General features: G+C 64.2%; 19 protein-coding genes. 6 read left to right on the top strand and 13 right to left on the bottom strand.

The genetic code is table 11. The features are described from left to right. Window positions 1–74: 74 nt before the first annotated feature. The 3 genes from rnr to ACVOLZ_RS18605 all read left to right on the top strand — a co-directional run bounded on the left by rnr (window position 75) and on the right by ACVOLZ_RS18605 (window position 4678). Window positions 75–2612 (top strand): ribonuclease R, encoded by a 2538-nt coding sequence (rnr, locus tag ACVOLZ_RS18615; protein ID WP_481517420.1) that lies wholly within the window; start codon window positions 75–77, stop codon window positions 2610–2612. Between the two features lie 123 nt (window positions 2613–2735). Continuing rightward, complete coding sequence (gene rlmB, locus ACVOLZ_RS18610) at window positions 2736–3479, top strand: 23S rRNA (guanosine(2251)-2'-O)-methyltransferase RlmB (protein ID WP_296252531.1); 744 nt, start codon at window positions 2736–2738, stop codon at window positions 3477–3479. A gap of 8 nt (window positions 3480–3487) precedes the next feature. Further along, a complete protein-coding gene (locus ACVOLZ_RS18605) occupies window positions 3488–4678 on the top strand; it encodes a DmpA family aminopeptidase (RefSeq protein WP_481517419.1) in 1191 nt (396 codons plus the stop codon). Between the two features lie 170 nt (window positions 4679–4848). On the opposite strand, the gene ACVOLZ_RS18600 is transcribed toward ACVOLZ_RS18605, so the two are convergent. The 3 genes from ACVOLZ_RS18600 to ACVOLZ_RS18590 are packed head-to-tail and all read right to left on the bottom strand — an operon-like array spanning window position 4849 to window position 9574. Continuing rightward, window positions 4849–6273, bottom strand: coding sequence for an efflux transporter outer membrane subunit (locus ACVOLZ_RS18600; RefSeq protein WP_481517418.1), 1425 nt, complete (start codon window positions 6271–6273; stop codon window positions 4849–4851). Between the two features lie 8 nt (window positions 6274–6281). Beyond that, complete coding sequence (locus ACVOLZ_RS18595; protein WP_481517417.1) at window positions 6282–8234, bottom strand: MacB family efflux pump subunit; 1953 nt, start codon at window positions 8232–8234, stop codon at window positions 6282–6284. Next, window positions 8231–9574: an efflux RND transporter periplasmic adaptor subunit gene (locus ACVOLZ_RS18590; protein WP_481517426.1), complete on the bottom strand. Its 1344-nt coding sequence runs from the start codon at window positions 9572–9574 to the stop codon at window positions 8231–8233. The genes ACVOLZ_RS18595 and ACVOLZ_RS18590 overlap by 4 nt, the downstream gene beginning before the upstream one ends. A 198-nt stretch (window positions 9575–9772) precedes the next feature. Between ACVOLZ_RS18590 and ACVOLZ_RS18585 the strand changes: the two genes are divergently transcribed. The 3 genes from ACVOLZ_RS18585 to ACVOLZ_RS18575 all read left to right on the top strand — a co-directional run bounded on the left by ACVOLZ_RS18585 (window position 9773) and on the right by ACVOLZ_RS18575 (window position 13107). Next, entirely contained in the window at window positions 9773–10501 is a 729-nt protein-coding gene (locus tag ACVOLZ_RS18585) for a response regulator (RefSeq protein ID WP_481517416.1), read from the top strand. Beyond that, window positions 10498–11898 carry an ATP-binding protein gene (locus ACVOLZ_RS18580; RefSeq protein ID WP_481517415.1) on the top strand — a complete coding sequence of 467 codons (1401 nt, stop codon included), beginning with the start codon at window positions 10498–10500 and terminating at the stop codon, window positions 11896–11898. The genes ACVOLZ_RS18585 and ACVOLZ_RS18580 overlap by 4 nt, the downstream gene beginning before the upstream one ends. 393 nt (window positions 11899–12291) lie before the next feature. Further along, window positions 12292–13107, top strand: a complete 816-nt coding sequence (locus tag ACVOLZ_RS18575) for a GGDEF domain-containing protein (RefSeq protein WP_481517414.1) — start codon at window positions 12292–12294, stop codon at window positions 13105–13107. 12 nt (window positions 13108–13119) lie between these two features. Here ACVOLZ_RS18575 and rnt read toward each other — a convergent pair whose 3' ends face one another. The 10 genes from rnt to ACVOLZ_RS18525 form a co-directional block, all read right to left on the bottom strand. Next, the gene (gene rnt / locus ACVOLZ_RS18570; protein ID WP_481517413.1) at window positions 13120–13764 is read right to left on the bottom strand and encodes a ribonuclease T; all 645 of its coding nucleotides are present in this window, start codon (window positions 13762–13764) and stop codon (window positions 13120–13122) included. A 223-nt stretch (window positions 13765–13987) separates the two neighbouring features. Next, on the bottom strand, window positions 13988–14755 hold the full coding sequence (locus ACVOLZ_RS18565; protein ID WP_481517412.1) for an HvfC family RiPP maturation protein: 768 nt from the start codon (window positions 14753–14755) through the stop codon (window positions 13988–13990). Further along, window positions 14748–15566, bottom strand: coding sequence for an HvfB family MNIO-type RiPP peptide maturase (locus tag ACVOLZ_RS18560; protein ID WP_481517411.1), 819 nt, complete (start codon window positions 15564–15566; stop codon window positions 14748–14750). The genes ACVOLZ_RS18565 and ACVOLZ_RS18560 overlap by 8 nt, the downstream gene beginning before the upstream one ends. Before the next feature lie 37 nt (window positions 15567–15603). Beyond that, on the bottom strand, window positions 15604–15969 hold the full coding sequence (locus ACVOLZ_RS18555) for an HvfA family oxazolone/thioamide-modified RiPP metallophore (RefSeq protein ID WP_481517410.1): 366 nt from the start codon (window positions 15967–15969) through the stop codon (window positions 15604–15606). A 139-nt stretch (window positions 15970–16108) separates the two neighbouring features. Beyond that, window positions 16109–16501 (bottom strand): RcnB family protein, encoded by a 393-nt coding sequence (locus ACVOLZ_RS18550; protein WP_481517409.1) that lies wholly within the window; start codon window positions 16499–16501, stop codon window positions 16109–16111. 205 nt (window positions 16502–16706) lie between these two features. Then, on the bottom strand, window positions 16707–17414 hold the full coding sequence (gene phoU / locus ACVOLZ_RS18545) for a phosphate signaling complex protein PhoU (protein ID WP_481517408.1): 708 nt from the start codon (window positions 17412–17414) through the stop codon (window positions 16707–16709). Between the two features lie 155 nt (window positions 17415–17569). Then, window positions 17570–18400 carry a phosphate ABC transporter ATP-binding protein PstB gene (gene pstB / locus ACVOLZ_RS18540; protein WP_481517407.1) on the bottom strand — a complete coding sequence of 277 codons (831 nt, stop codon included), beginning with the start codon at window positions 18398–18400 and terminating at the stop codon, window positions 17570–17572. A 31-nt stretch (window positions 18401–18431) separates the two neighbouring features. Continuing rightward, window positions 18432–19295 carry a phosphate ABC transporter permease PstA gene (gene pstA / locus ACVOLZ_RS18535; RefSeq protein WP_481517406.1) on the bottom strand — a complete coding sequence of 288 codons (864 nt, stop codon included), beginning with the start codon at window positions 19293–19295 and terminating at the stop codon, window positions 18432–18434. Next, complete coding sequence (gene pstC / locus ACVOLZ_RS18530; protein ID WP_481512745.1) at window positions 19295–20266, bottom strand: phosphate ABC transporter permease subunit PstC; 972 nt, start codon at window positions 20264–20266, stop codon at window positions 19295–19297. The genes pstA and pstC overlap by 1 nt, the downstream gene beginning before the upstream one ends. A gap of 168 nt (window positions 20267–20434) precedes the next feature. Further along, window positions 20435–20652: hypothetical protein (locus tag ACVOLZ_RS18525; protein WP_481517405.1), on the bottom strand; the 218-nt coding region annotated here is incomplete at its 5' end.

Raw genomic sequence — 20652 nt, 5'->3', positions numbered from 1 at the left:
AACGCTTTTTCACAAACATCTGCAGTGATCGTGTGCGCACCCTGTACACCTTGGTCCATGTACCATGGAGGCTGATGAAAAACAAAAAGACCACTGGGGCTGACAAGGCCCGCAAGTCCGCCACCGGCAGCAAGCCGGGCAAGGCGCCGGGCAAAGCCCCCAAAGCAAAAACCGCCAAGCTGCCGCCATGGATGCCGGAGAGTCTGTCCGCACCTGCGAAGCCCAGCGGCTCCAAGTTCGCCGGCGCCAAGCCAGGCAAGGCTGGCCCGGCCCGCTCCGGCGCGGCCAAGCCGGGCAAACGCAAGTTCACCGACGACGCTGCGCCGCAGAGTTTCGTGCGTGGCCGTCGCAAGCCGGGTCCGCCGACTGCCGCCTTCGATGATCCCTATGCATCGCGCGAAGCCGAGCGCTACGCGCAGCCGATCGCCAGCCGCGAGGCCATTCTGCAGTTGCTGGACCGCTGCGAAGGCCCGCAGAACGCTGATGAAATCGCAGCCCAGCTTGGCCTGACCGAGCCGGATCGTGCTGACGCATTGTCCAAGCGCCTCGGCGCGATGGTGCGCGACGGCCAGTTGGTGCAGAACCGCCGTGGCGGTTTCGCGCCGGTCAGCCAGTTGAGCCTGATCCCCGGTGTGGTCATTGCCAACCCGGAAGGCTTCGGCTTCCTGCGCCCGGACGAAGGCGGCGACGATCTGTTCCTGTCGCCATACGAGATGCGCAAGGTCATGCACGGTGATCGTGCACTGGCCAATGTCACCGGCATCGACCGCCGTGGCCGCCGTGAAGGCGCCATCGCTCGCGTGCTGGAACGTGGCGTCAACCGTCTGATCGGGCATTTCAGCATCGAGGCAGGCATCAGCTATGTGGTGCCGGATGACAAGCGCATCCAGCGCAACATCCAGATCCCGGGCGACCTCACTGGTGGCGCCAAGGACGGGCAGTTGGTCGTCTGCGAGCTGACCCATGCACCGGATTCGCGCCGTCCGCCAATCGGCAAGATCATTGCCGTGCTCGGCGACAAGCTGACCCCGTCGCTGGTGGTGGAAACCGCCATCCACGGCCATGAGCTGCCCTACGAGTTCCCGCCGGAAGTGCTGGACGAAGCCACGGCCGTGCCGTTGACGGTGGAAGCGTCGATGATCGGCAAGCGTGTCGATCTGCGTTCGATGCCGTTGGTCACCATCGATGGTGAAGACGCCAAGGACTTCGATGACGCCGTCTATTGCGAGCCGAACCGCGACGGTTTCCGGCTGGTGGTGGCCATTGCCGACGTCTCCAACTATGTGCGTCCTGGCACGCCGTTGGATGACGAAGCCCAGCGCCGCGCGACCTCGGTGTACTTCCCCGGTTTCGTGGTGCCGATGCTGCCGGAGACGCTGTCCAACGGCATCTGCTCGCTGCGGCCGAAGGAAGACCGCATGTGCTTCGTTTGCGACATGCAGATCGGGCGCGATGGCCAGGTCAGCGAGTCGAAGTTCTACGAAGCGGTGATGAATTCACACGCACGCCTGACCTACACGCAGGTGTGGGCAGCGGTAGGCGAGGACGACGCGGACACCAAGGCCTTCATCGGCCCGCTGCTGCCGCAGATCCAGAACCTGCACCAGCTCTACCGCATCCTGTCCAAGGCGCGCGAGCGCCGTGGCGCGATCGAGTTTGAATCCTCGGAAGTGCGCTTCGTGCTGGACAACCGTGGCGAGGTCACCCAGGCCGGCATGATGGTGCGCAACGACGCCCACAAGCTGATCGAGGAATGCATGATTGCCGCCAACGTGGAGGCCGCGCGCTACCTGCTGTCCAAGCATGTGCCGGCGCCGTTCCGCGTGCATGAGCGGCCGCCGGAGTCCAAGTTCGCCGACCTGCTGGAGTTCCTCAAGGAATTCAAGCTGAGTCTGCCGGCGTGGAGCAAGGTGCAGCCGGGCGATTACACCAAGCTGCTGAAGAAGGTGCGCGAGCGCCCGGACGCGGCGTTGCTGGAATCGGTGTTGCTGCGCAGCCAGTCGCTGGCGGTGTATTCGCCGGACAACAACGGTCACTTCGGTTTGGCGCTGGAGGCCTACGCCCACTTCACCTCGCCAATCCGTCGCTACCCCGACTTGCTGGTGCACCGCGCGATCAAGTACGCGCTGACCGGCGGTCCGCTCGACAAGTACACCTATACCCCGCGCGAAATGGCGGCCTTGTCGCTGCAATGCTCCGAGCGTGAGCGCCGCGCCGATGAGGCCGAGCGCGAGGTCGACGAGCGCTTCCGTGCGGCATGGATGGAAAAGCACGTTGGCAGCCAGTTCGATGGCGTGATCAGCGGCGTGACCAGCTTCGGCCTGTTCGTCGAACTGTACGAGTCCAAGGTCAATGGCCTGGTCCACGTGACCCAGCTGCCGCACGACTATTACCAGTTCGACCCGATCCGCAAGACGCTGAGCGGCGACCGTCGTGGCAACGAGTTCCGGCTTGGTGACCGGGTCCGCATCCTGGTGCTCAAGGCCAGCATGGAAGAGCGCAAGATCGACTTCCGTCTGGTCGAGGACAAGGACGGCAAGGTGGACCCGCCGGCACCGGCGCCGCTGCCCGAACGGGGCAAGCCAGCCAAGCGCACCAAGCAGAAGTATTGATGCCGGAAGCGGCCCTCGCAGCAGCGAAGGTCGCCTTTCCCGCACCCCGCAGGCCGGTGGCAGCTGCGGTCCGGGCCGAATCGGCCTACCATTGCCACCCCCAGAAGTCCCCATGTGACGCCCATGAGCAAGCAGAACCAGTGGATCGTCGGCGTCAATGCCGTTGCTTCGTCGATCGAAAAAGACCCCGAAAACGTCCGCGAGGTCCTGATCGAGGCCGGCGCCAAGAACCCGCGCCTCGTTGAAATCGAGGAAGAAGCCCTGCGCAAGGGCATCGACGTACGCAAGGTCAACGCCCAGGCGCTGGGCGGCGTGGCTGGCCAGGTCCGCCACCAAGGCGTGGTCGCGCGCTATGCCGCACCCAAGCTGTGGGACGAGAATGAGCTGAAGGGCCTGATCGAAGCGGCCGAAGGCAAGGCGCTGGTGCTGGTGCTGGACGAGGTGCAGGACCCGCACAACCTCGGCGCCTGCCTGCGCAGCGCCGCCGCCGCTGGCGTCACCGCGGTGGTGATTCCCAAGGACAAGAGCGCCCCGGTCAATGCGACCGTGCGCAAGGTCAGCGCTGGTGCGGCCGACAGCATTCCGGTGGTGTCGGTGACCAATCTGGTCCGCTGCATCAAGGACATGCAGAAGCTGGGCGTGTGGGTTTACGGCCTGGCCGGTGAATCGGATACCACCATCCACAAGCTCGACCTGCGCGGCAACGTGGCGCTGGTGATGGGCGGCGAAGCCGACGGCATGCGTCGCCTGACCCGCGAAACCTGCGATCAGCTGGTGCGCATCCCGATGCCCGGCGACGTTGAGAGCCTCAATGTATCCGTGGCGACGGGTGTGGCATTGTTCGAGGCAGTCCGCCAACGCCTGTAAGGAACACCATGCCCCGCACGCCGCATCGTCTTTTCCTCCGATTGACTGTGGCGCTGGCGGGGCTTTGCGTCCTGAGCGCCGCCGCCCAGGACGCACCTCGCGTACGCGCACGTGATCTGGGCGTCGCGCCCGGCATCTTCAGCCCCGGTAGCAACAACGCGATCACCGACGTGGCTGGCGTGCGCGTTGGTCAGGTGACGCTGAGTACCGGCAATACGGTGCGTACCGGCGTCACCGCGATCCTGCCGCACCCCGACAATGCCTACCGCTCACGGGTGCCAGCGGCGCTGCATGTGGGCAATGGCTTCGGCAAATTCATCGGCAGCACCCAGGTCAATGAGCTGGGCGAACTGGAAACCCCGATCCTGCTGACCTGCACGCTATGTGTGTGGAAGGCAGCGGATGCGATGGCCGATTGGATGCTGGCGCAGCCGGACATGCAGCAGGTGCGCTCGTTGAACGTGGTCGTAGGCGAGACCAACGATGGCGGGCTCAATGACATCCGCGCGCGGCCGGTCACTGCTGATGCGGTGCGTCGGGCATTGGAAACCGCCAAGAGCGGGCCGGTGCAGGAAGGTAGCGTTGGCGCAGGCACCGGCACGGTGGCATTTGGTTGGAAGGGCGGCATTGGTACCTCATCGCGCAAGCTGCCCGAGAGTCTGGGCGGCTGGACCGTCGGCGTGCTGGTGCAAGCCAATTTCGGCGGTGTCTTGCAGGTGGAAGGTGCGCCGGTTGGGGGTGAGCTGGACCGTTTTGCGTTCCAGAATGCGGTGGCCGCGCAGGGCAATGTGGGCGGGCTTGCCGATGATCGCGGCGATGGCTCGGTGATCATCGTGGTGGCGACCGACGCGCCGTTATCGGATCGCAATCTGCGGCGCTTGGCGTCGCGCGGGATGATGGGGCTTGGGCGCACGGGTAGTTCTGCATCAAATGGCAGCGGCGACTATGTGCTGGCGTTTTCAACCGCCGAATCGGTGCGACGTGGGTTCGATGCGGCGCAGTTGCACACTACCGAACTGGCAAACGAGCAGATGAGCGCGGTGTTCCAGGCCAGCGTGGATGCGGTGGAAGAGTCGGTTTACAACGCCTTGTTCATGGCGACCACGGTGAGCGGCAATGGACAGACGGTGGAGGCGATTCCGCTGGACAAGGTACGGGAGGTTTTGCAGCGGCATGGGGTAAAAGCACCGGGGCAGTAGGGTGCCCGGAGTGCTGCAGGCCGCAAAGATGCCTGTCGAAATCCCTTCTCCCGCCTGCGGGAGAAGGTGGCGCGAAGCGTCGGATGAGGGGAGCTTTTGACTTCTTCTTGCCAGGAGCTTCCCCTCACCCCAACCCCTCTCCCGTGAACGGGAGAGGGGCTTAAGCGGCATTACTGCTGCTGTTGGGCCCCACCACCCAGCGCCTTATAAAGCGTCACATCATTCACCAGCTGGCTGCGCTTGGTTTGCGCCAATGACAGCTCTGCATTGCGACGGGTCTGCTCCGCTTCCAGCCAGGTACGCAGATCGGTAGCACCAGCGCGATACCGCACCTCATACAAACCTGCGATCTCCACCGCCTCGTCATACGAAGCCTGCGCCGCAGCGACCTGCTCAGCCAGGCGCATGCGCGCGGACAATGCGTTGTCCACTTCCGACAGCGCGGTATACAGCGTGCGCCGGAAATCATTGGCGGCGATCTGATACGACAGATCCGCCGATTTCATATCCAGCTGCATCTGCCGGAATTTCAGGAAGGGCAGGCTCAAGCCCGCACCCAGCGTCGCCACTGGATTGGTCAGCACATCGCCCAGTGAAGTGGCAGAACTGCCTACCGAGCCACTCAAGCTCAAGCTGGGGTAGTAGCTGGTGGCCGTCACCTTGATGCTCTTCAGCGACTGCCGCAGGCGCAGCTCGGCAGCGCGCAGGTCCGGTCGGCGTGCCAGCAACTCGGCAGGCATGCCTTCGACCAGGGCCGGGCTCTGCGCGACATCCAGATTCTGCGGTTCGTTCGCCAACGGCCACGGCTGGCCGTCCAGCAGCACGGTCAATGCATTGCGGGTTTCCACCCGTTGCTGTTCCAGCTGCGACTGCGCAGCCTTCTGGCTCTCGATGTTCTGCTGTGCCTGGCGCACTTCCAGCCGCGAAACGCCACCAGCATCGAACTGGGTCTGCACCAATAAAGCAGTACGCTGCAGACGCTCAAGATTGGCCTGGCCGGTGGCAATCGCTTGGTTGAGATAACCCAGCTGCCAGTACAACTCGGTGCTCTGGCCGACCAGGCTGAGCGCAGTGCTCTGCAGGTCCTGCGCGGTGGCCTGCGCTTCCCAGCGGGCGATATCGCGCTGGCCACGCAGCTTGCCCCACAGGTCCAGCTCCCAGCCCAGCGAGACGCTGGCGCTGTTGTTGCGCGACCAGTCGTCGCTGCTGTCGATACTGCGGCTGCCATTGGCGCTCACCGAACCATTGGCCTGAGGCCACAGATCTGCGCTGGCCAAGCCAGCTTGGGCGCGGGCGCGTTCCAGCTTCAAACCGGCCGAAGCCATATCGGTATTGCTGGCGAGCACGCGCTCGATCAGCTGATCCAGGTTCGGGTCGGCGAAGCCCTGCCACCAGGCGTCGGCATGCACATCGGCAACCGGTGCGGTCACTTCGTGCTCGATGGCCTGCACCGGCGCATTGGCGGCGGCATCGCCACGGCCGTAGACATTGGGCACGCGCATGTCGGCGGCGGGATCGGCGCTGGGCGTGGTGGCGCAGCCGACCAAGGCAGCAGTCAAGGCAGCGGAGAGTAGTACGGGACGCAGTGCTTTCATGGTCATCTTCATTCGCGGGCCAAGGCCTCGACCGGGTCGAGCTGGGCGGCGTTGCGGGCCGGCAGGAAACCGAACGCCACGCCGATCAGGGTCGAGCAGGCGAAGGCGGCAACGATCGAGCCGGTGGAGAACAGCAGGGTGAAGCTGGCACCAAAGGTCTGGAAGGCCCAGCCGATCGACAGCGCTAGTGCGATGCCAAGCACGCCGCCGAGCAGGCAGACCAGCACAGCCTCGATCAGAAACTGCTGGCGGATGTCGCTTTGCCGGGCACCCACTGCCATGCGCACACCGATTTCGCGGGTACGCTCGGTCACCGATACCAGCATGATGTTCATCACCCCGATGCCGCCGACCACCAGTGCAATCGCAGCGATCGCGCCGATCAGCAAGGTCATGGTCTTGGTGGTGGACTCGATGGTCTCGCGGATCTCGGCAGTGTTGCTGAGGAAGAAATCTTCGGTGCCGTGGCGTAGGGTCAGCAGTTTGGTGATGGCCGATTGCGCAGCATCCATCGGCGTGTCGTCCTTGATCCGAAGGGTGATGCCGCTCAGGTAGGTCTGCCCCAGCATGCGCGCCATCACTGTGGTGTAAGGCACCCAGACGCTGAGATTGGTACTGCCACCAAAGCCCATCGACTGGCGCTTGGCCACACCGATCACCCGCGCCGGCACATTGCCCAGCAGCACGACCTTGCCGAGCGGATCATCACTGCCGAACAGCTGGCTGCGGGTGTTCTCGTCGATCACCACCACCTGGGCCAAGCCCTTTACTTCGCTTTCATCGAAGTAGCGACCGCTGATCAAGGTCATGCCCTTGACCCGGAAGTACTGATCACCGATGCCGGCGACCTGCGCCGAGGCCGCCTTGTTGCCGACCCGCGCGGTAACCGAACTCGACACGCTGGGGGTGACGCTGTCGATATAGCTCTGCGTGGCCAGTGCCTCGGCATCACCGCTTCTCAGCGTCTGCACGCGGCCGGAGCGCATATCGCCGAAGCCTCTGCCCGGATAGACGTCGATGGTATTGGTGCCAAGCGAGGAGATGTTCTGCAGGATCTGCTGCTGAGAGCCGTTGCCCATCGCCACCACCGACACCACCGAGGCGATGCCGATGATGATGCCGAGCATGGTCAGGAAGGTGCGCAGGCGGTGCGCGTTCATTGCCAGCAAGGCCATGCGGAAGGCTTCGACGAAGCGATCACGTGCGGCCTGGAAGGCACTGCCGCCGGTGCGCACGGGGGCAGGGCGTTGCTGTTTCTGCAGAGCCGGCACTTTGTCGTTGCGGCGATCGGCGACGATCACGCCATCGTGGATTTCGATGATGCGCTGGGCGTGCTCGGCCACGTGCATGTCGTGGGTAACGATGATGATGGTCTGGCCTTCGGCATGCAGTTCGCCGAGGATGTTCATCACTTCTTCGCCGGAAGCGCTGTCCAGCGCGCCGGTGGGTTCATCGGCGAGGATCACCTCGCCACCGTTCATCAGCGCACGCGCGATGGAGACGCGCTGCTGCTGGCCGCCGGACAGTTGGCCCGGCTTGTGACCCATGCGGTCGCTCAGGCCCAGCCGCGCGAGCAAAGCCTCGGCGCGGCTGCGGCGGGCGTCGGCAGGCGTACCGGCATAGATCGCCGGTACTTCCACGTTGCCGCGTGCATCCAGGTCACCCAGCAGGTGATAGCGCTGGAAGATGAAGCCGAAATGTTCACGGCGCAGTTCGGCCAGCTCATCGGGTTGCATGCGCCCGGTTTCGCGGCCGGCGACTTTGTAGGAACCCACGGTGGGGCGGTCCAGGCAGCCGAGGATGTTCATCAGCGTCGACTTGCCCGAACCGGACTGGCCAACGATGGCGACCATCTCGCCGGCATGGATGTCGAGATTGACGTCCTTCAGCACAGCGATGGTTTCCTCGCCGGCCGGGAACTCGCGACGCAGGTCGCGCAGTTGCAGCAGTGGTTGGCTCATCGGCGCGGACCACCCATCATCGGGCCCATCGGACTGCGCTGGTTGCTGCTGGACTTCTCGCCGGCGGTGACCTCGCCGACCACGACCAGCTCGCCTTCCTTCAGGCCTTCCAGTACTTCGACGTTGGAGCCGTTGTTGAGGCCGATTTTGATCGTGCGCGGCTCCGGCTGGCCGTCCTTGTTGACCACCCGCACCACGTAGTTGTTGCTCTTGGCCAGTGCAGCGGCATCCGGCTGGCGACGTTGCTGGCGCTGGCCTTCCTGCTTGCTGCGGGCGGCGCGCTGCTCACCATTGGCGGCATTCGCGCCGGGGCCACGACCGCCTTCCGGCACCTTGGGGCCGAGCGCGACGGTGGGGATCAACAGCGCGTCCTTGGCCTGGGCCAGCATCACCGAGACCTGCGCGGTCATGTCGATGCGCAGCGTGCCGTCCGGGTTCTCCACGTCGAACAGCGCGTTGTAGTACACGGCGGTGCTGGAGCTGGACGAGGACGAACTGCTGGAGCTGGTGCTGTCGGTGCTGATCGAGGCCGGCGCCGGGTTCACCGTGCGCAGCGTGGCCTGGTACTTGTGGTCCGGGTTGCCGAGGATGGTGAAGTACACCGGCATGCCGGGCTTGACCTTGACCACGTCGGCCTCGGAGATCTCGGCATTCACGGTGACCAGATCCAGCCGCGCCAGTTTGACGATGGTCGGCGCCGACTGATTGGCGTTGACGGTGCGGCCTTCTTCGGCGACCACCGCGACCACGGTGCCGTCGATGGGTGCGGTGATGCGGGTATAGCCGAGGTTGGCCTGGGCAGTGCCAAGTTCGGTTTCGCGCTGACGGATCTGTGCATCGAGCGCGCGGATCTGCGCGCGGGTGCTGGCCAGGTTGGCCTCGGCCGACTCGTAGTCGGCGCGCGAGGTGGCTTCGGCGGCCAGCATCTCCTTCTGGCGGGCGAAGGCCAGTTCGGATTCCTTCAGCGAGGCGGTCTGCACCGCACGCTGGGCGCGGATGTTTTCCAACGCGGCTTCGGCGTTCTTCAGGCTGTTCTCCTGGGTGACCGAGTCGATCTCGGCGATCAGGTCGCCTTGCTTGACCACGTCGCCAAGCTGCACCTTCAGTACCTTGATCTGGCCCGAAGCCTGCGCACCGACGCTGACCAGCTTGTAGGCATCGATGACGCCGGTGGCGTCGACGGTCTGTTCCAGGTCGCCACGGCTGACCGGCGAGGTGGCCATCGAAGGAGCAGCGGGCTTGCGCGTGGCCCAGAACACGCCGCCGGCGATCAGGGCGACGATGGCAGCGGCAAGCAGGATGCGGTTGCGGCGGGAGGAGGGCAGCAGCTTCACGGTGATCAGGCACTCAGGCTGGGCCGCAGCGTGCGGCGTTGATGCCAGTGTGGTCAGCGCCCTGTTCAGCCTCAAGGCACAGTGTGTGTCGGCGTGTATCAGGTTCAGCCAGCCATGTATCGGCGTGTATCAAGTGCAGGTGTTGATACAAGCTGATACGTATGCGGCCGCGCACGACGATCCGCTAGCATGGATCATTGGCCCATGACGGACATACAGACCTTGCACCGCTTGTTGGTGGTAGACGACGACAGTGACATCCGCAGCCTGCTGGCCGAGCAACTGGGCAGGGCTGGCTATGCCGTGAGCACGGCGGCCGATGGCAACGATATGCGCCAGGTGTTGGCGCGCGAGCACATCGACCTGATCGTGCTGGACTTGAACCTGCCGCGCGAAGACGGCCTAGCGCTATGCCGCGAGCTGCGCGTGCGTTCGACCACGCCGGTGATCATGCTTACCGCACGCAGCGAACCGATTGATCGCGTGCTGGGGCTGGAAATGGGCGCCGATGATTACCTGGCCAAGCCCTTCGAGCCGCGCGAGCTGCTGGCACGCATCCGCAACGTGCTGCGCCGGACCGAGGCCTTGCCGACCAACATGGAACCGCTGGCGATGCGCCGGGCGCTGTTCTCCGGCTGGGTGTTCGACCTGGAGCACCGCCATTTGATCGACCCGGCCAAACGGGTGGTGATGCTGTCTGGTGCCGAGTTCCGCCTGCTGCGGGTGTTGGTCGCCCACGCCAACAAGGTGTTGACGCGCGAGCAGCTGGTGTCGCTGAGCAGCGGTCGCAATTACGAATCGCAGGATCGCGCCATCGACCTGCAGATCAGCCGCCTGCGGCAGAAGCTGGCCGATGCAGGCGGAGCCGATGGCTTGATCAAGACGGTGCGCAACGAGGGCTATGTGTTTGCCAGTGCGGTGACGCTGGAATGAAGCGGCTGCGTCTGTTCCTGTCGTCGATGGCTGGGCGGCTGTTCGTCATACTGCTGGTCGGCATGATGGTGGCGGCGATAGGCGCGACGCTGCTGGCCGAGAGCCGTCGCCAGCAGGAGTTCGAGCGGCAGAACCTTGCGCGTATCGCCGACCGGCTGCAGGGCTTCGTCAATCTATTGGACGGCAACCCGGAGCTGCGCAGCCGCTTGCTCGCCGTGGGTGGGCCCAGCGTGCGCGAGGTCAAAGGCGACTTCCGCACCGGTGATGTGGACCAGGCCTTGATGGCGGTACTGGCAGCACGCGGCGGCGCAGTTGCCAGTGCGCAGGTACGCGCCAGCAGCTTCCGCGCCTGCATGCCACCCTTGCCGGAATTCCTGCCGCCACCCGGGCGCGGACAGCGATCCCAGCACACGCGTGAGCGCGATCCAGCATTTACCCCGCCGCGCTGTCGTTTGGTGGAGTTGAAGCTCACCGATGGCACACCGCTACGGCTGGCGCTGGAGTACCCGGCGGTTGCAAGACGCAGCGGGGCGGCGTTCGACCCGTGGTTCCTGTCGCTGCTGGCATTGGCGATCGGTCTGCTGGCCTATGTGGTTGCACGCATCGCCAGCTCGCCATTGCAGCGACTGGCAAACCGCGCCACCGAGCTCGGCCACGACCTGCAGCGTGAGCCACTGCCGGTGAGCGGACCGTTGGAAGTGCAACGTGCTGCTGAAGCCTTCAATGCCATGCAGAAGCGTCTGCAGCGCCACTTGAGCGAGCGCACGCAGATGTTGGCGGCAATCACCCATGACCTGCAGACGCCATCGACGCGACTGCGACTGCGGCTGGAAAACGTGCAGGACGAGCAGCTGCGCGAGCGCCTGATTGGCGATCTTGCTGCGATGCAGGCATTGATCCGCGAGGGATTGGATCTTGCCCGCAGTGCCGAGAGTGCCGAGCAACGTGCCGCGCTGGATCTGGACTCGCTGCTGGAAAGCGTGGTCGAGGACGCCGCCGAATCCGGTCATGACGCGGTGCTGGAGCAGGGTAGCGGCGCGGTGCTGATGCTGCGGCCGTTGGCGATGCGGCGCCTGTTCTCCAACCTGGTCGACAACGCGGTGAAGTACGGCCGCGCCGCGCATGTCAGCGCAGGCCGCGATGGCGATGCGGTGGAGGTGCGAGTGCGCGATAACGGCCCGGGCCTTGCCGAGGACGAACTGGAAGCCGTGTTCACCCCGTTCCTGCGCTTGGAGACTTCGCGTTCACGCGAGACCGGCGGTGCCGGCCTTGGTCTGACCATCGCCCGCGCCCTCGCAGAGAAAGACGGTGCAAACCTGACCCTGCGCAATCACCCGGGCGGAGGCTTGGAAGCCATCGTGCGTTGGGATGCACCGCAATGGCCGGCCAACGGCTGATTGCAACGCGGGCAGGACTGCTTGCAGGTGTGGTTGTAGGAGCGGCGTAAGCCGCGAAGCCACAGCTGCATCCGGAGCTAATAGAAAGGCGCTGTTGTTGCTGTGTCGATCGGGAAGACTCTCTTTGCGATCCGGTAGATTGTCAGCTTCGCGGCTTACGCCGCTCCTACAGTTCCTCCGGCCAGGATTGTGTGCTTTTACGCCGCCAATCACATTCCAGTGAAGATCCTCAGCGCCAACGGTCACTCAGCCATGCAAAAAGGGCGCTGTTTGTTAGTATCCCCGGACCAGCTTGGGGCAAGAACGATGGCAGCAGAGAAGAATCCGGTAACCCGGTCGAGCGTGGGGATGCGCGCGATGTGGGGCAGGGCCAAGGTCTTTGCAAATCGAAGTGTGTCAGCACCGATTGTGCTGGCTGGAGTTGCCGCAACACCTGCCTGGGCACAGGGCGGAATGGATAGTTCCTCGCCATTGCTTGCAGTACTGCCGCTTCCTGGCCTGCTTGCCGGCTTGTGCCTGTTGTTGATCGCAGCCTTGCTATGGCTGGCACTGCAGCTCAAGCAACAGCGGGGGCGCGCCCAACAGTTGGCTGCACAGGAGCATGCGCGATCCGATCAGCTGCATCTGCAGAACGCCCGTTTGGAAACTGCTTTACTTGAAAAAGCGCAGCTTGAACAACGGCTGCGCGAGCAGGCCGAAGCATTCGAACGGCTGGCCAATGAAGATGATCTCAGTGGCCTGCCCAACCGTCGCGCATTTGACGACGTGCTTGCGCGCGACATGGCAGCAGCGCGTCGTACCGGGCGTTCACTGAGTCTGGTGGTGCTTAGCATCGATCACCTCAAGCAGATCAATGCGCAGTGGTCGCGTGCAGTCGGCGACCTGGTGTTGTGCGAAGTAGGTGATCTGATGCGGCGCAGCTTGCGTGCTTCCGACATGCCGGCACGGCTGGGCAACAAGGAGTTCGCGGTGTTGTTGAGTGACACGGCGCTGCCAGAAGCTGAGATCGCCTGTCGAAGGCTGCAGCGTCTGTTCGGCCAATACGCCGAATGGGGCGGGCACGAGGCCGGCGACATCAAGGTCAGCTTCAGTGCCGGCGTAGTGCAGCTGGGCGAGGACGATCAGGCGCCGGTGCTGTTCTACCAGCGCGCAAAAAACGCGCTGGCGCAGGCGAAGAAAGAAGGCCGCGCGCGAACCTGCGCGGCCTGAGGCTGGTAAAACTCAGCGGCCGGGAGCGGTCGGCCAGGCGTTGACGATCTTGCAGAACAGGCGTGCGGTCTGCTCAGTGTCATACACCGCGCTATGCGCCTCACTGGCATCCCACTCGAAGCCGGCAGCCTGTACCGAGCGGGCCAGCACGGTCTGGCCATAGGCCACGCCGGCCAGCGTCACCGTGTCGAACACGCTGAAGGGATGGAAGGGGTTGCGCTTATGGCCGCTGCGGGCGACGGTGGCGTTGACGAAATTCAGGTCGAAATGGGCGTTATGGCCGACCAGGATCGCGCGCTGGCAGTTGTACTTTTTCATCGCGGCACGGATCGGGGCGAACACATGTTCCAGTGCGTCGCGCTCTGGCTTGGCCAGGCGGAACGGGTGGTCGAGCACAATGCCGGTGATTTCCAACGACTTGGGGTCGATTTCGGTGCCTTCGGCCGGAATCACATGTGCACTGGCTGTCTGGCCCGGGTAGAGCTGGCCGTTCTCGTCCATCTCCACCGGTACGGCGGCGATCTCGAGCAGGGCATGGCGATTACAGTCAAAGCCGCCCGTTTCCACGTCCACCACCACCGGCAGGAAGCCACGGAAGCGTTGCGCCATCGGCGTGAAAGCAGGGCGGGGGACCGAGGGTTCAGCAAATTCGTTCATCGCAATAGGGTAGCAGAGCAGGTCAAGTGGCCGTGTCAGCAAGGGGCGGCAAGCGCTGTCGGAAGGCCGTAGTGCCGAGCCATGCTCGGCAAGGGGCTTTGCCGATGTAGTGCCGAGCCATGCTCGGCAGGGGCTCTGCCGGTAGAGCCTCAGCCGAGCATGGCTCGGCTCTACAGGGGCATTCCCGGTAATGCCTGAAAGCCAACCCCTCTCCAACCCTTCCCTACGCCTTCGGCGCAAGGGAGGGGGCAGAGGCACCCAGCAAACAGCCCTTGTCCCGCAATTGCTGCAGCATCGCTGCGCCTGTGCTGATGAAAGCCTCATCAGCTTCAGTACCCGCTTCAACCGCCAACTCCCGCAACTGCTCAAGCCCGCTGAGGGTGGGTAACTGCTCCAGCCGTTCCAATAGCCGGTACAGCAACGGTGATAGCTCGGAGAAAATGATGGCACCATCAGCCTCGCGCCGCGCCAGCAGCAACGTCGCATGTAGCGACGGCGCACCGGGCTGATAATCCAGACCAATCCTATGCACCGGCCACTGGTAAGCCAGCGCCCGGCACAAGGGGGAACAGACCGGGCTGCCAGCCAGCAGGTCACCATCAGGATCATGCTCAGGCGCCGGCTCATCACTGATCTTCAGCGCCAGCTCGATCCATTCGTAATGGGCCAGTTCCAGCAACCAAGGCGCTTGTGGATCGGCGGATCGATTGTCCAGAAAGGCAATGAACTCCTGCCCGATCTCCGGGAACAGTGGTGTATGCGCACGGTGCTCGCGACAGAAATCGCGCACCAGCTGCTGCCAGCGCGACTCGCCCAAGGTACGTGCGATAACCGGGAAATTGGCAGCCAGCAGACCCTGGATATTGTTGAAATACAGCTCGCGGTACACCTGCATGCGCGTGTCGTCGATATCCGCTGGAGCAGGATGCTGCGACGGGTCGCGCAGGTGCGCGGCAAAGCGCATCTGTAGGTCGCGCAGGGACTCAGCCATGAGCGGCCTGCTGCAATTGACGGATACGCGTCAGCTCCCCCAGCAACTCGGGCAGCGGCGGGAAGTTGAAGTCGCGCTCCAGCAGGGTGGGGCGCACGCCATGCATGGCGTAGGTGTCGGCCAGCAAGGCCCAGACATCGCCCTTGACCGGCATGCCATGGGTGTCGATCTTCAAATCTTCGGCTTCGTCGTGATGACCCGCAACGTGGTAGCTGGCAATGCGCTGTGAGGGTAGGCGTGCCAGAAACGCGCGCGCGTCATAGCCGTGGTTGATGGCGTTTACGTAGACGTTGTTGACGTCCAGCAACAGGTCGCAATCGGCTTCGTCGAGCACCGCGTTGATGAACTCGGCCTCGTCCATGTCCGCCGCGGGCACGGCGTAGTAGGAGGCATTTTCCACGGCGATACGGCGACCGAGGATGTCCTGGGTCTGACGGATGCGCGCGGCAACATGGTGCACGGCTTCGGCGGTGAAGGGCAGTGGCAGCAGCTCGTAGAGATGGCCGTCATCCGTGCACCAGCTCAGGTGCTCGCTGTACAGCGCGACCTGATGCTGGTCGAGGAAGTGCCGCGTGCGAGCAAGGAATTCCAAATCCAGCGGGGCGGGGCCACCCAGCGACAGCGACAGCCCATGGCAGCTGAGCGGGTGCCGCTGCGACAGCGCGGACAGCGCTTCGCCCAAACCGCCGCCAACGCCAATCCAGTTGTCCGGGGCGCATTCGAGAAAGTCGAATGCGCCAGCCGGTGCTGCCTGCAGGGCGTCGAGCAGCGAGCGCCGCAGGCCCAGACCAGCGCTGGCCTGGGCTGGCATGCGCTGGTCGGGTGTGTGCTGCCTTGGCGTGCTGGGCTTAGTGCTTACCGCCACACTTGCCCTCACCGCACTTGCCCTCGGCCTTTGCTTTGTCTGCGCCGGCAGCTGCTTCGCCGTCAGCCTTGGCGGCATCGGTCTTGGACTTGTCCTTGTCTGCGCCGCACTTGCCTTCGCCACATTTACCCTCGCCGCACTTGCCTTCGGCCTTTTGCTTGGCGGCGGCATCGGTTGCTTGAGTAGTGGCGGTGGCGGCTTGGGCTTCGGCGGTCGGCGGGGTCTGGGCGCTGGCGCCGAGCGCATAGCCTTGAGCGAGATCGGTCATGGCAAAGGCAGGGGCCGCCATGCTGCCGAGCAGGGCAGCGCCCAAGGCGAGGGTGGTGGACTTGCGGATGTCGATGGCCATTGATTGTGTCTCCGGTAGTGGTTGGGCCGGGGGGAGGCTGGAGCTTAACAAGCAGCCCGTCTCAACGGCGCGACCTTGCCATCGTTGGAATGACAAGGGGCCCACTTGGGGCCCGCGTTGGTTCAGCTGATGCTGGCGATCAGCGATGTCCGCTGACGATATCGATGATCAGCCCGCTGGCTACGGCCATCAGTACATAGCGGTCATCGAGCTTGCGCCATTCGTTGCCGCGTCCGGGCTTGCGCAGGCCGTGCCGGTGGTAATCGGCGACGCGGTTGCCGCGCTGGTTCTGCGCCAAGTGCTCGCCCTTGCGCGGGGCGCGATGGGCGCTGTTATTGGAAGCTTGACGGGCGCCATTGTGTCCGGCAGGAGCATGGCTGCTGTTGCCGTGGCTCTGGGCGTGCGAGGCAGAACTGCGGGGCGATTTGTCGTGGCGTGTTCCGTCACGGTCGCGGTCCTGCGTGGGGCTGGCAAACGCAGCGCTGGAGGCCAGCAGGGACAGGCTCAGGAGGGTGGCGGCGATACGCTTCATGGGAATTCCTCGGTGCGCGGCGGGAGTGCTGCGGACGAGTCCATGCTCGAAAAAAATCCGTGAATGCCCGATTAAAAATGTGGGCTGGGGCGTATCGCTTTGTACCGGTCTGTATCGGCCCGCCACGACGAGGTGCAGCGGGCCGATGCGGACAGGTAGGCGTTGCGGCCGCAGCGCGTGCACGCAGCGGCTTTGCAGGAACGGATCAGGCGTGATCGACGGTGCTGGTTTCGTCGCGCTTTTCGCGTGGCGGTAGCGGCGCATCACCGTGCACCAAGAACCAGACGTTCTCGGCGATATTGGTTGCGTGGTCGCCGATGCGTTCCAGGTTCTTGGCCATGAACAGCAGGTGCGTGCACGGGGTGATGTTGCGCGGGTCTTCCATCATGTAGGTCAGCAGCTCGCGGAACAGCGCGGTGTATTGGGCGTCCAGGCGTGCGTCGTCGGCACGCAGCTTCAGCGCGGCCTCGGCATCATTGTCGCGATAGGCCTCCATCGCGCGGCGAACCTGCATTGCAGCCAGCCGGCCCAAAGCGCGGACACCTTGGATCTGCGGCAGCGGCGGCACCGCGGCAAGCGCGATGGAGCGCTTGGCGACGTTGGCGGCATAGTCGCCGATGCGCTCGATGTCGGCTGGGATGCGCAGGCCAGCGAGGATTTCGCGCAGGTCGCGGGCCATCGGCCCACGCAGGGCCAGGCGCATCACGTCGTGGCTGATCTGCTGCTCAAGCTGGTCGATGGCCTCGTCGTTGGCGACGATGCGCTGCGCGGCCTTTTCGTCGCGGCGCTCGATCACGTCCAGCGCGGCTTCGAGCTGGGCAACGGACATTTCGCCCATGCGCACGATCTCGGCTACCAGTCGCTGCTGTTCTTCGTCATAGCTCTTGACGATGTGGTCGTTGGGAAGATTCATGGAATGCTCGCTGGAGACTGTTCGGGAGGGACTGCATTCGTTCGGGAGCTGCGTTGCCATCCATGGCGTACATCTGGCTTCGGAGTGCGGCCGGGCCGTCCTTGGCCAGGCGTCCAGCGGGCGGCGAACCCTTGCACGGTCCGCGCGCGCCAGCCTCAGCCAAAGCGACCGGTGATGTAATCCTCGGTCTGCTGCTTGGAGGGGTTGGAGAAGATGGTTTCGGTGCGGTCGTGCTCGATCAGGTCGCCCAGGTACATGAAGGCGGTGTAGTCGGAGACGCGCGCAGCCTGCTGCATGTTGTGGGTGACGATGGCGATGGTGTAGTCGTTCTTCAGCTCTTCGACCAGCTGCTCGATGCGGCTGGTGGAGATCGGGTCCAGCGCCGAGGTCGGCTCGTCGAGCAGCAGCACGTCCGGGCGCAGCGCCACGGCGCGGGCGATACACAGACGCTGCTGCTGGCCACCGGACAGGCCCAGCGCGCTCTGGTTGAGCTTGTCCTTCACTTCGTCCCACAGCGCGCCCTGACGCAGCGCCTGCTCGACGCGCACGGCCATGTCGGCCTTGGACAGCTTCTCGTGATGGCGGATGCCGTAGGCGACGTTCTCGAAGATGGTCATCGGGAACGGCACCGGCTTCTGGAACACCATGCCAACCTTGGAGCGCAGGCGGTTCATCGGGTACTTGGGCGAAAGGATGTTCTCACCGTCCAGCAGAACTTCACCGCGCGCTTCCAGTTTCGGATACAGCGCGTAGATGCGGTTGAAGATGCGCAGCAGGGTGGACTTGCCGCAACCGGAAGGGCCGATCAGCGCGGTGACGCGCTTTTCCGGAATCTCCAGGTTGATGCTCTTCAGCGCGTGGAACTTGTCGTAGTAGAAGTCCAGGCCGCGTGCTGCCAGCTTGACCGGCGCAGGCGTGTGCAGCGACTGGTTGGCGGCGGGCACGGAGATGCGCTGCATCGGTACGGCGTTGCTGAGGTCGTTCATGGGAAGGTCCATGGCAATCAATCGTTTAAGTTCAGTCGTTCGAGATGCGGTTACGCAGCAGCAGGCCGCGCGCGGAGAGGCTGACCAGCAGGACGAACACGGTCAGCACCAGGGCACCAGCCCAAGCCAACACCTGCCAGGATTCGTACGGGCTGCCGGCAAACTGGTTCATCACTACCGGCACCGAAGCCATCGGCTGCATCACATTGCTGTTCCAGTACTGGTTGCCGAAGGCGGTGAACAGCAGCGGTGCGGTTTCGCCGGAGATGCGCGCCAGAGCCAGCAGGATGCCGGTGACGATGCCGGCCATGGCGCTGCGGTACAGCACCTGCATGATGACCTTCCACTGCGGCACGCCCAGTGCCAATGCGGCTTCGCGCATCTGCACCGGTACCAGTCGCAGCATTTCGTCGGTGGTGCGGATCACCACCGGCAGCACGATGAAGGCCAGCGACAGCGCGCCTGCAAATGCCGAGAACTGGCCGCCGGTCTGCATCACGTACAGCGTGTAGACGAACAGGCCCAGCACGATGGAGGGTGCCGACAGCAGGATGTCATTGACGAAGCGCACCACGGTGCCAGCCTTGCGGGCGTTGCCATACTCGGCCAGCCAGGTACCGGCGGCCACGCCCAGCGGCGTGCCGATGCCGATCGCCATCGCACACATCACCGCGCTGCCGAAGAAGGCGTTGAGCAGGCCGCCTTGCTGCATCGGCGGCGGCGTCATCTTGGTGAACAGATCCAGGTTGATGCCGGGCAGGCCCTTGGACAGCAGCGTCCACAGGATCCAGCCGAGGAAGAACAGGCCGAACAAGGCGGTCGCGCAACCCATGAACAGGGCAAGGACATTGACGACGCGGCGGCGCAGGTACAGCGAATCAGCGGAAGCGGACATCAGTTGCCCTCCTTGCGGGACAGGCGCATCAGCATCAGGCGGGCCAGTGCCAGCACCACGAAGGTGACGATGAACAATACGAAGCCGAGCAGCAGCAGCGCCGAGCGGTAAGTTTCAGTGGCCTCGCCGAAATCGTTGGCGATCAGCGCGGCGATGGTGGTGCCGGGCTCCAGCAGCGACGGGGTCAGGCGCACGCTGTTGCCGATCACGAAGGCGACCGCCATCGTTTCGCCGAGAGCACGGCCGAGGCCAAGGAACACGCCGCCGATGACAGCAGAGCGGGTGTAAGGCAGCACGATGTCCCAGCTCACTTCCCACTTGGTCGAACCCAGCGCGTACGCGGATTCTTTCAGGCGGGTGGGGACAGTGAGGAAGACTTCACGCATCACCGAGGAGATGAAGGGGATGACCATGATCGCCAGCACGAAGCCGGCGGTGAGCATGCCGATGCCCAGCGGCGGGCCGCGGAACAAGGCGCCGATCACCGGCAGTGGGCCAAGGTGGTCATTGAGGAACGGGGTGACGTACTCGGTCATCACCGGCACCAGTACGAACAGGCCCCACATGCCGTAGATGATGGACGGGATGCCTGCCAACAGTTCGATGGCGGTGCCGACCGGGCCACGCAGCCAGCGCGGTGCCACTTCGGTCAGGAAGAAGGCGATACCGAAGCTCACCGGCACCGCGATCAACATCGCGATCAGCGCGGTGACGATGGTGCCGTAGATCGGTGCCAGTGCGCCGAACTTGTTCTCGACTGGATTCCACTCGGAGGAGTAGAAGAAGCTCAGGCCCTGCTCCTGCAGCGCGTGGCGGCCGCCCCAGAGCATGGATAGTGCGGCGCCGGCCAGGGCGACCAGGACGAAGACGACGGTGGCGACCAGGAACCAGCGGAAAAGACGCTCGTTGCGGGCGTCACGCAGATCGCGCGATGTGGGCGAGGAAGCTAGGGACGGTGCAATGGCATTCATGGCAGCGGCAGGGGCCCAGGAGGATGCGGTGAAATATCAATCCCTCGTTGGAGGGGGGAGCCGTCGTTTCTGCTTTTGTTCGTCATTCCCGCGTAGGCGGGGATCGCTTTTCAGCGGTCATTCCCGCGTAGGCGGGAATCGCTCTTGCTGTTGATGGTGCGTATGGCTTCAACAGCGAGGGCGGAGCAAGAGCAGCAACAACAGCAGCAACAGCAACAGCAACAACAAAAGCAGAATCACGAGCGATCCCCGCCTGCGCGGGGATGACGCAATGACAAAGGCGGGGGGGCGCGCCCCGACCGGGCCCGCCACACAGGAAAAAAAAAAAAAAACAACAAAAAAAACAGAAAAAAAAAGGAGAAAGAGCCCGAAACCCAAAACAAAAA

It is taken from the genome of Stenotrophomonas sp. STEN020 (assembly GCF_056760195.1).
Note: the sequence above shows the minus strand (reverse complement) of the source record. Positions and strands in the feature narration are given on the sequence as shown.

Excerpts from the sequence above, each read along its gene's own strand:
- rnr (WP_481517420.1), top strand. The coding sequence starts at position 75 with ATGAAAAACAAAAAGACCACTGGGGCTGACAAGGCCCGCAAGTCCGCC.
- rlmB (WP_296252531.1), top strand. The coding sequence starts at position 2,736 with ATGAGCAAGCAGAACCAGTGGATCGTCGGCGTCAATGCCGTTGCTTCG.
- ACVOLZ_RS18605 (WP_481517419.1), top strand. The coding sequence starts at position 3,488 with ATGCCCCGCACGCCGCATCGTCTTTTCCTCCGATTGACTGTGGCGCTG.
- ACVOLZ_RS18600 (WP_481517418.1), bottom strand. The coding sequence starts at position 6,273 with ATGAAAGCACTGCGTCCCGTACTACTCTCCGCTGCCTTGACTGCTGCC.
- ACVOLZ_RS18595 (WP_481517417.1), bottom strand. The coding sequence starts at position 8,234 with ATGAGCCAACCACTGCTGCAACTGCGCGACCTGCGTCGCGAGTTCCCG.
- ACVOLZ_RS18585 (WP_481517416.1), top strand. The coding sequence starts at position 9,773 with ATGACGGACATACAGACCTTGCACCGCTTGTTGGTGGTAGACGACGAC.
- ACVOLZ_RS18580 (WP_481517415.1), top strand. The coding sequence starts at position 10,498 with ATGAAGCGGCTGCGTCTGTTCCTGTCGTCGATGGCTGGGCGGCTGTTC.
- rnt (WP_481517413.1), bottom strand. The coding sequence starts at position 13,764 with ATGAACGAATTTGCTGAACCCTCGGTCCCCCGCCCTGCTTTCACGCCG.
- ACVOLZ_RS18565 (WP_481517412.1), bottom strand. The coding sequence starts at position 14,755 with ATGGCTGAGTCCCTGCGCGACCTACAGATGCGCTTTGCCGCGCACCTG.
- ACVOLZ_RS18560 (WP_481517411.1), bottom strand. The coding sequence starts at position 15,566 with ATGCCAGCCCAGGCCAGCGCTGGTCTGGGCCTGCGGCGCTCGCTGCTC.
- ACVOLZ_RS18555 (WP_481517410.1), bottom strand. The coding sequence starts at position 15,969 with ATGGCCATCGACATCCGCAAGTCCACCACCCTCGCCTTGGGCGCTGCC.
- ACVOLZ_RS18550 (WP_481517409.1), bottom strand. The coding sequence starts at position 16,501 with ATGAAGCGTATCGCCGCCACCCTCCTGAGCCTGTCCCTGCTGGCCTCC.
- phoU (WP_481517408.1), bottom strand. The coding sequence starts at position 17,414 with ATGAATCTTCCCAACGACCACATCGTCAAGAGCTATGACGAAGAACAG.
- pstB (WP_481517407.1), bottom strand. The coding sequence starts at position 18,400 with ATGAACGACCTCAGCAACGCCGTACCGATGCAGCGCATCTCCGTGCCC.
- pstA (WP_481517406.1), bottom strand. The coding sequence starts at position 19,295 with ATGTCCGCTTCCGCTGATTCGCTGTACCTGCGCCGCCGCGTCGTCAAT.
- pstC (WP_481512745.1), bottom strand. The coding sequence starts at position 20,266 with ATGAATGCCATTGCACCGTCCCTAGCTTCCTCGCCCACATCGCGCGAT.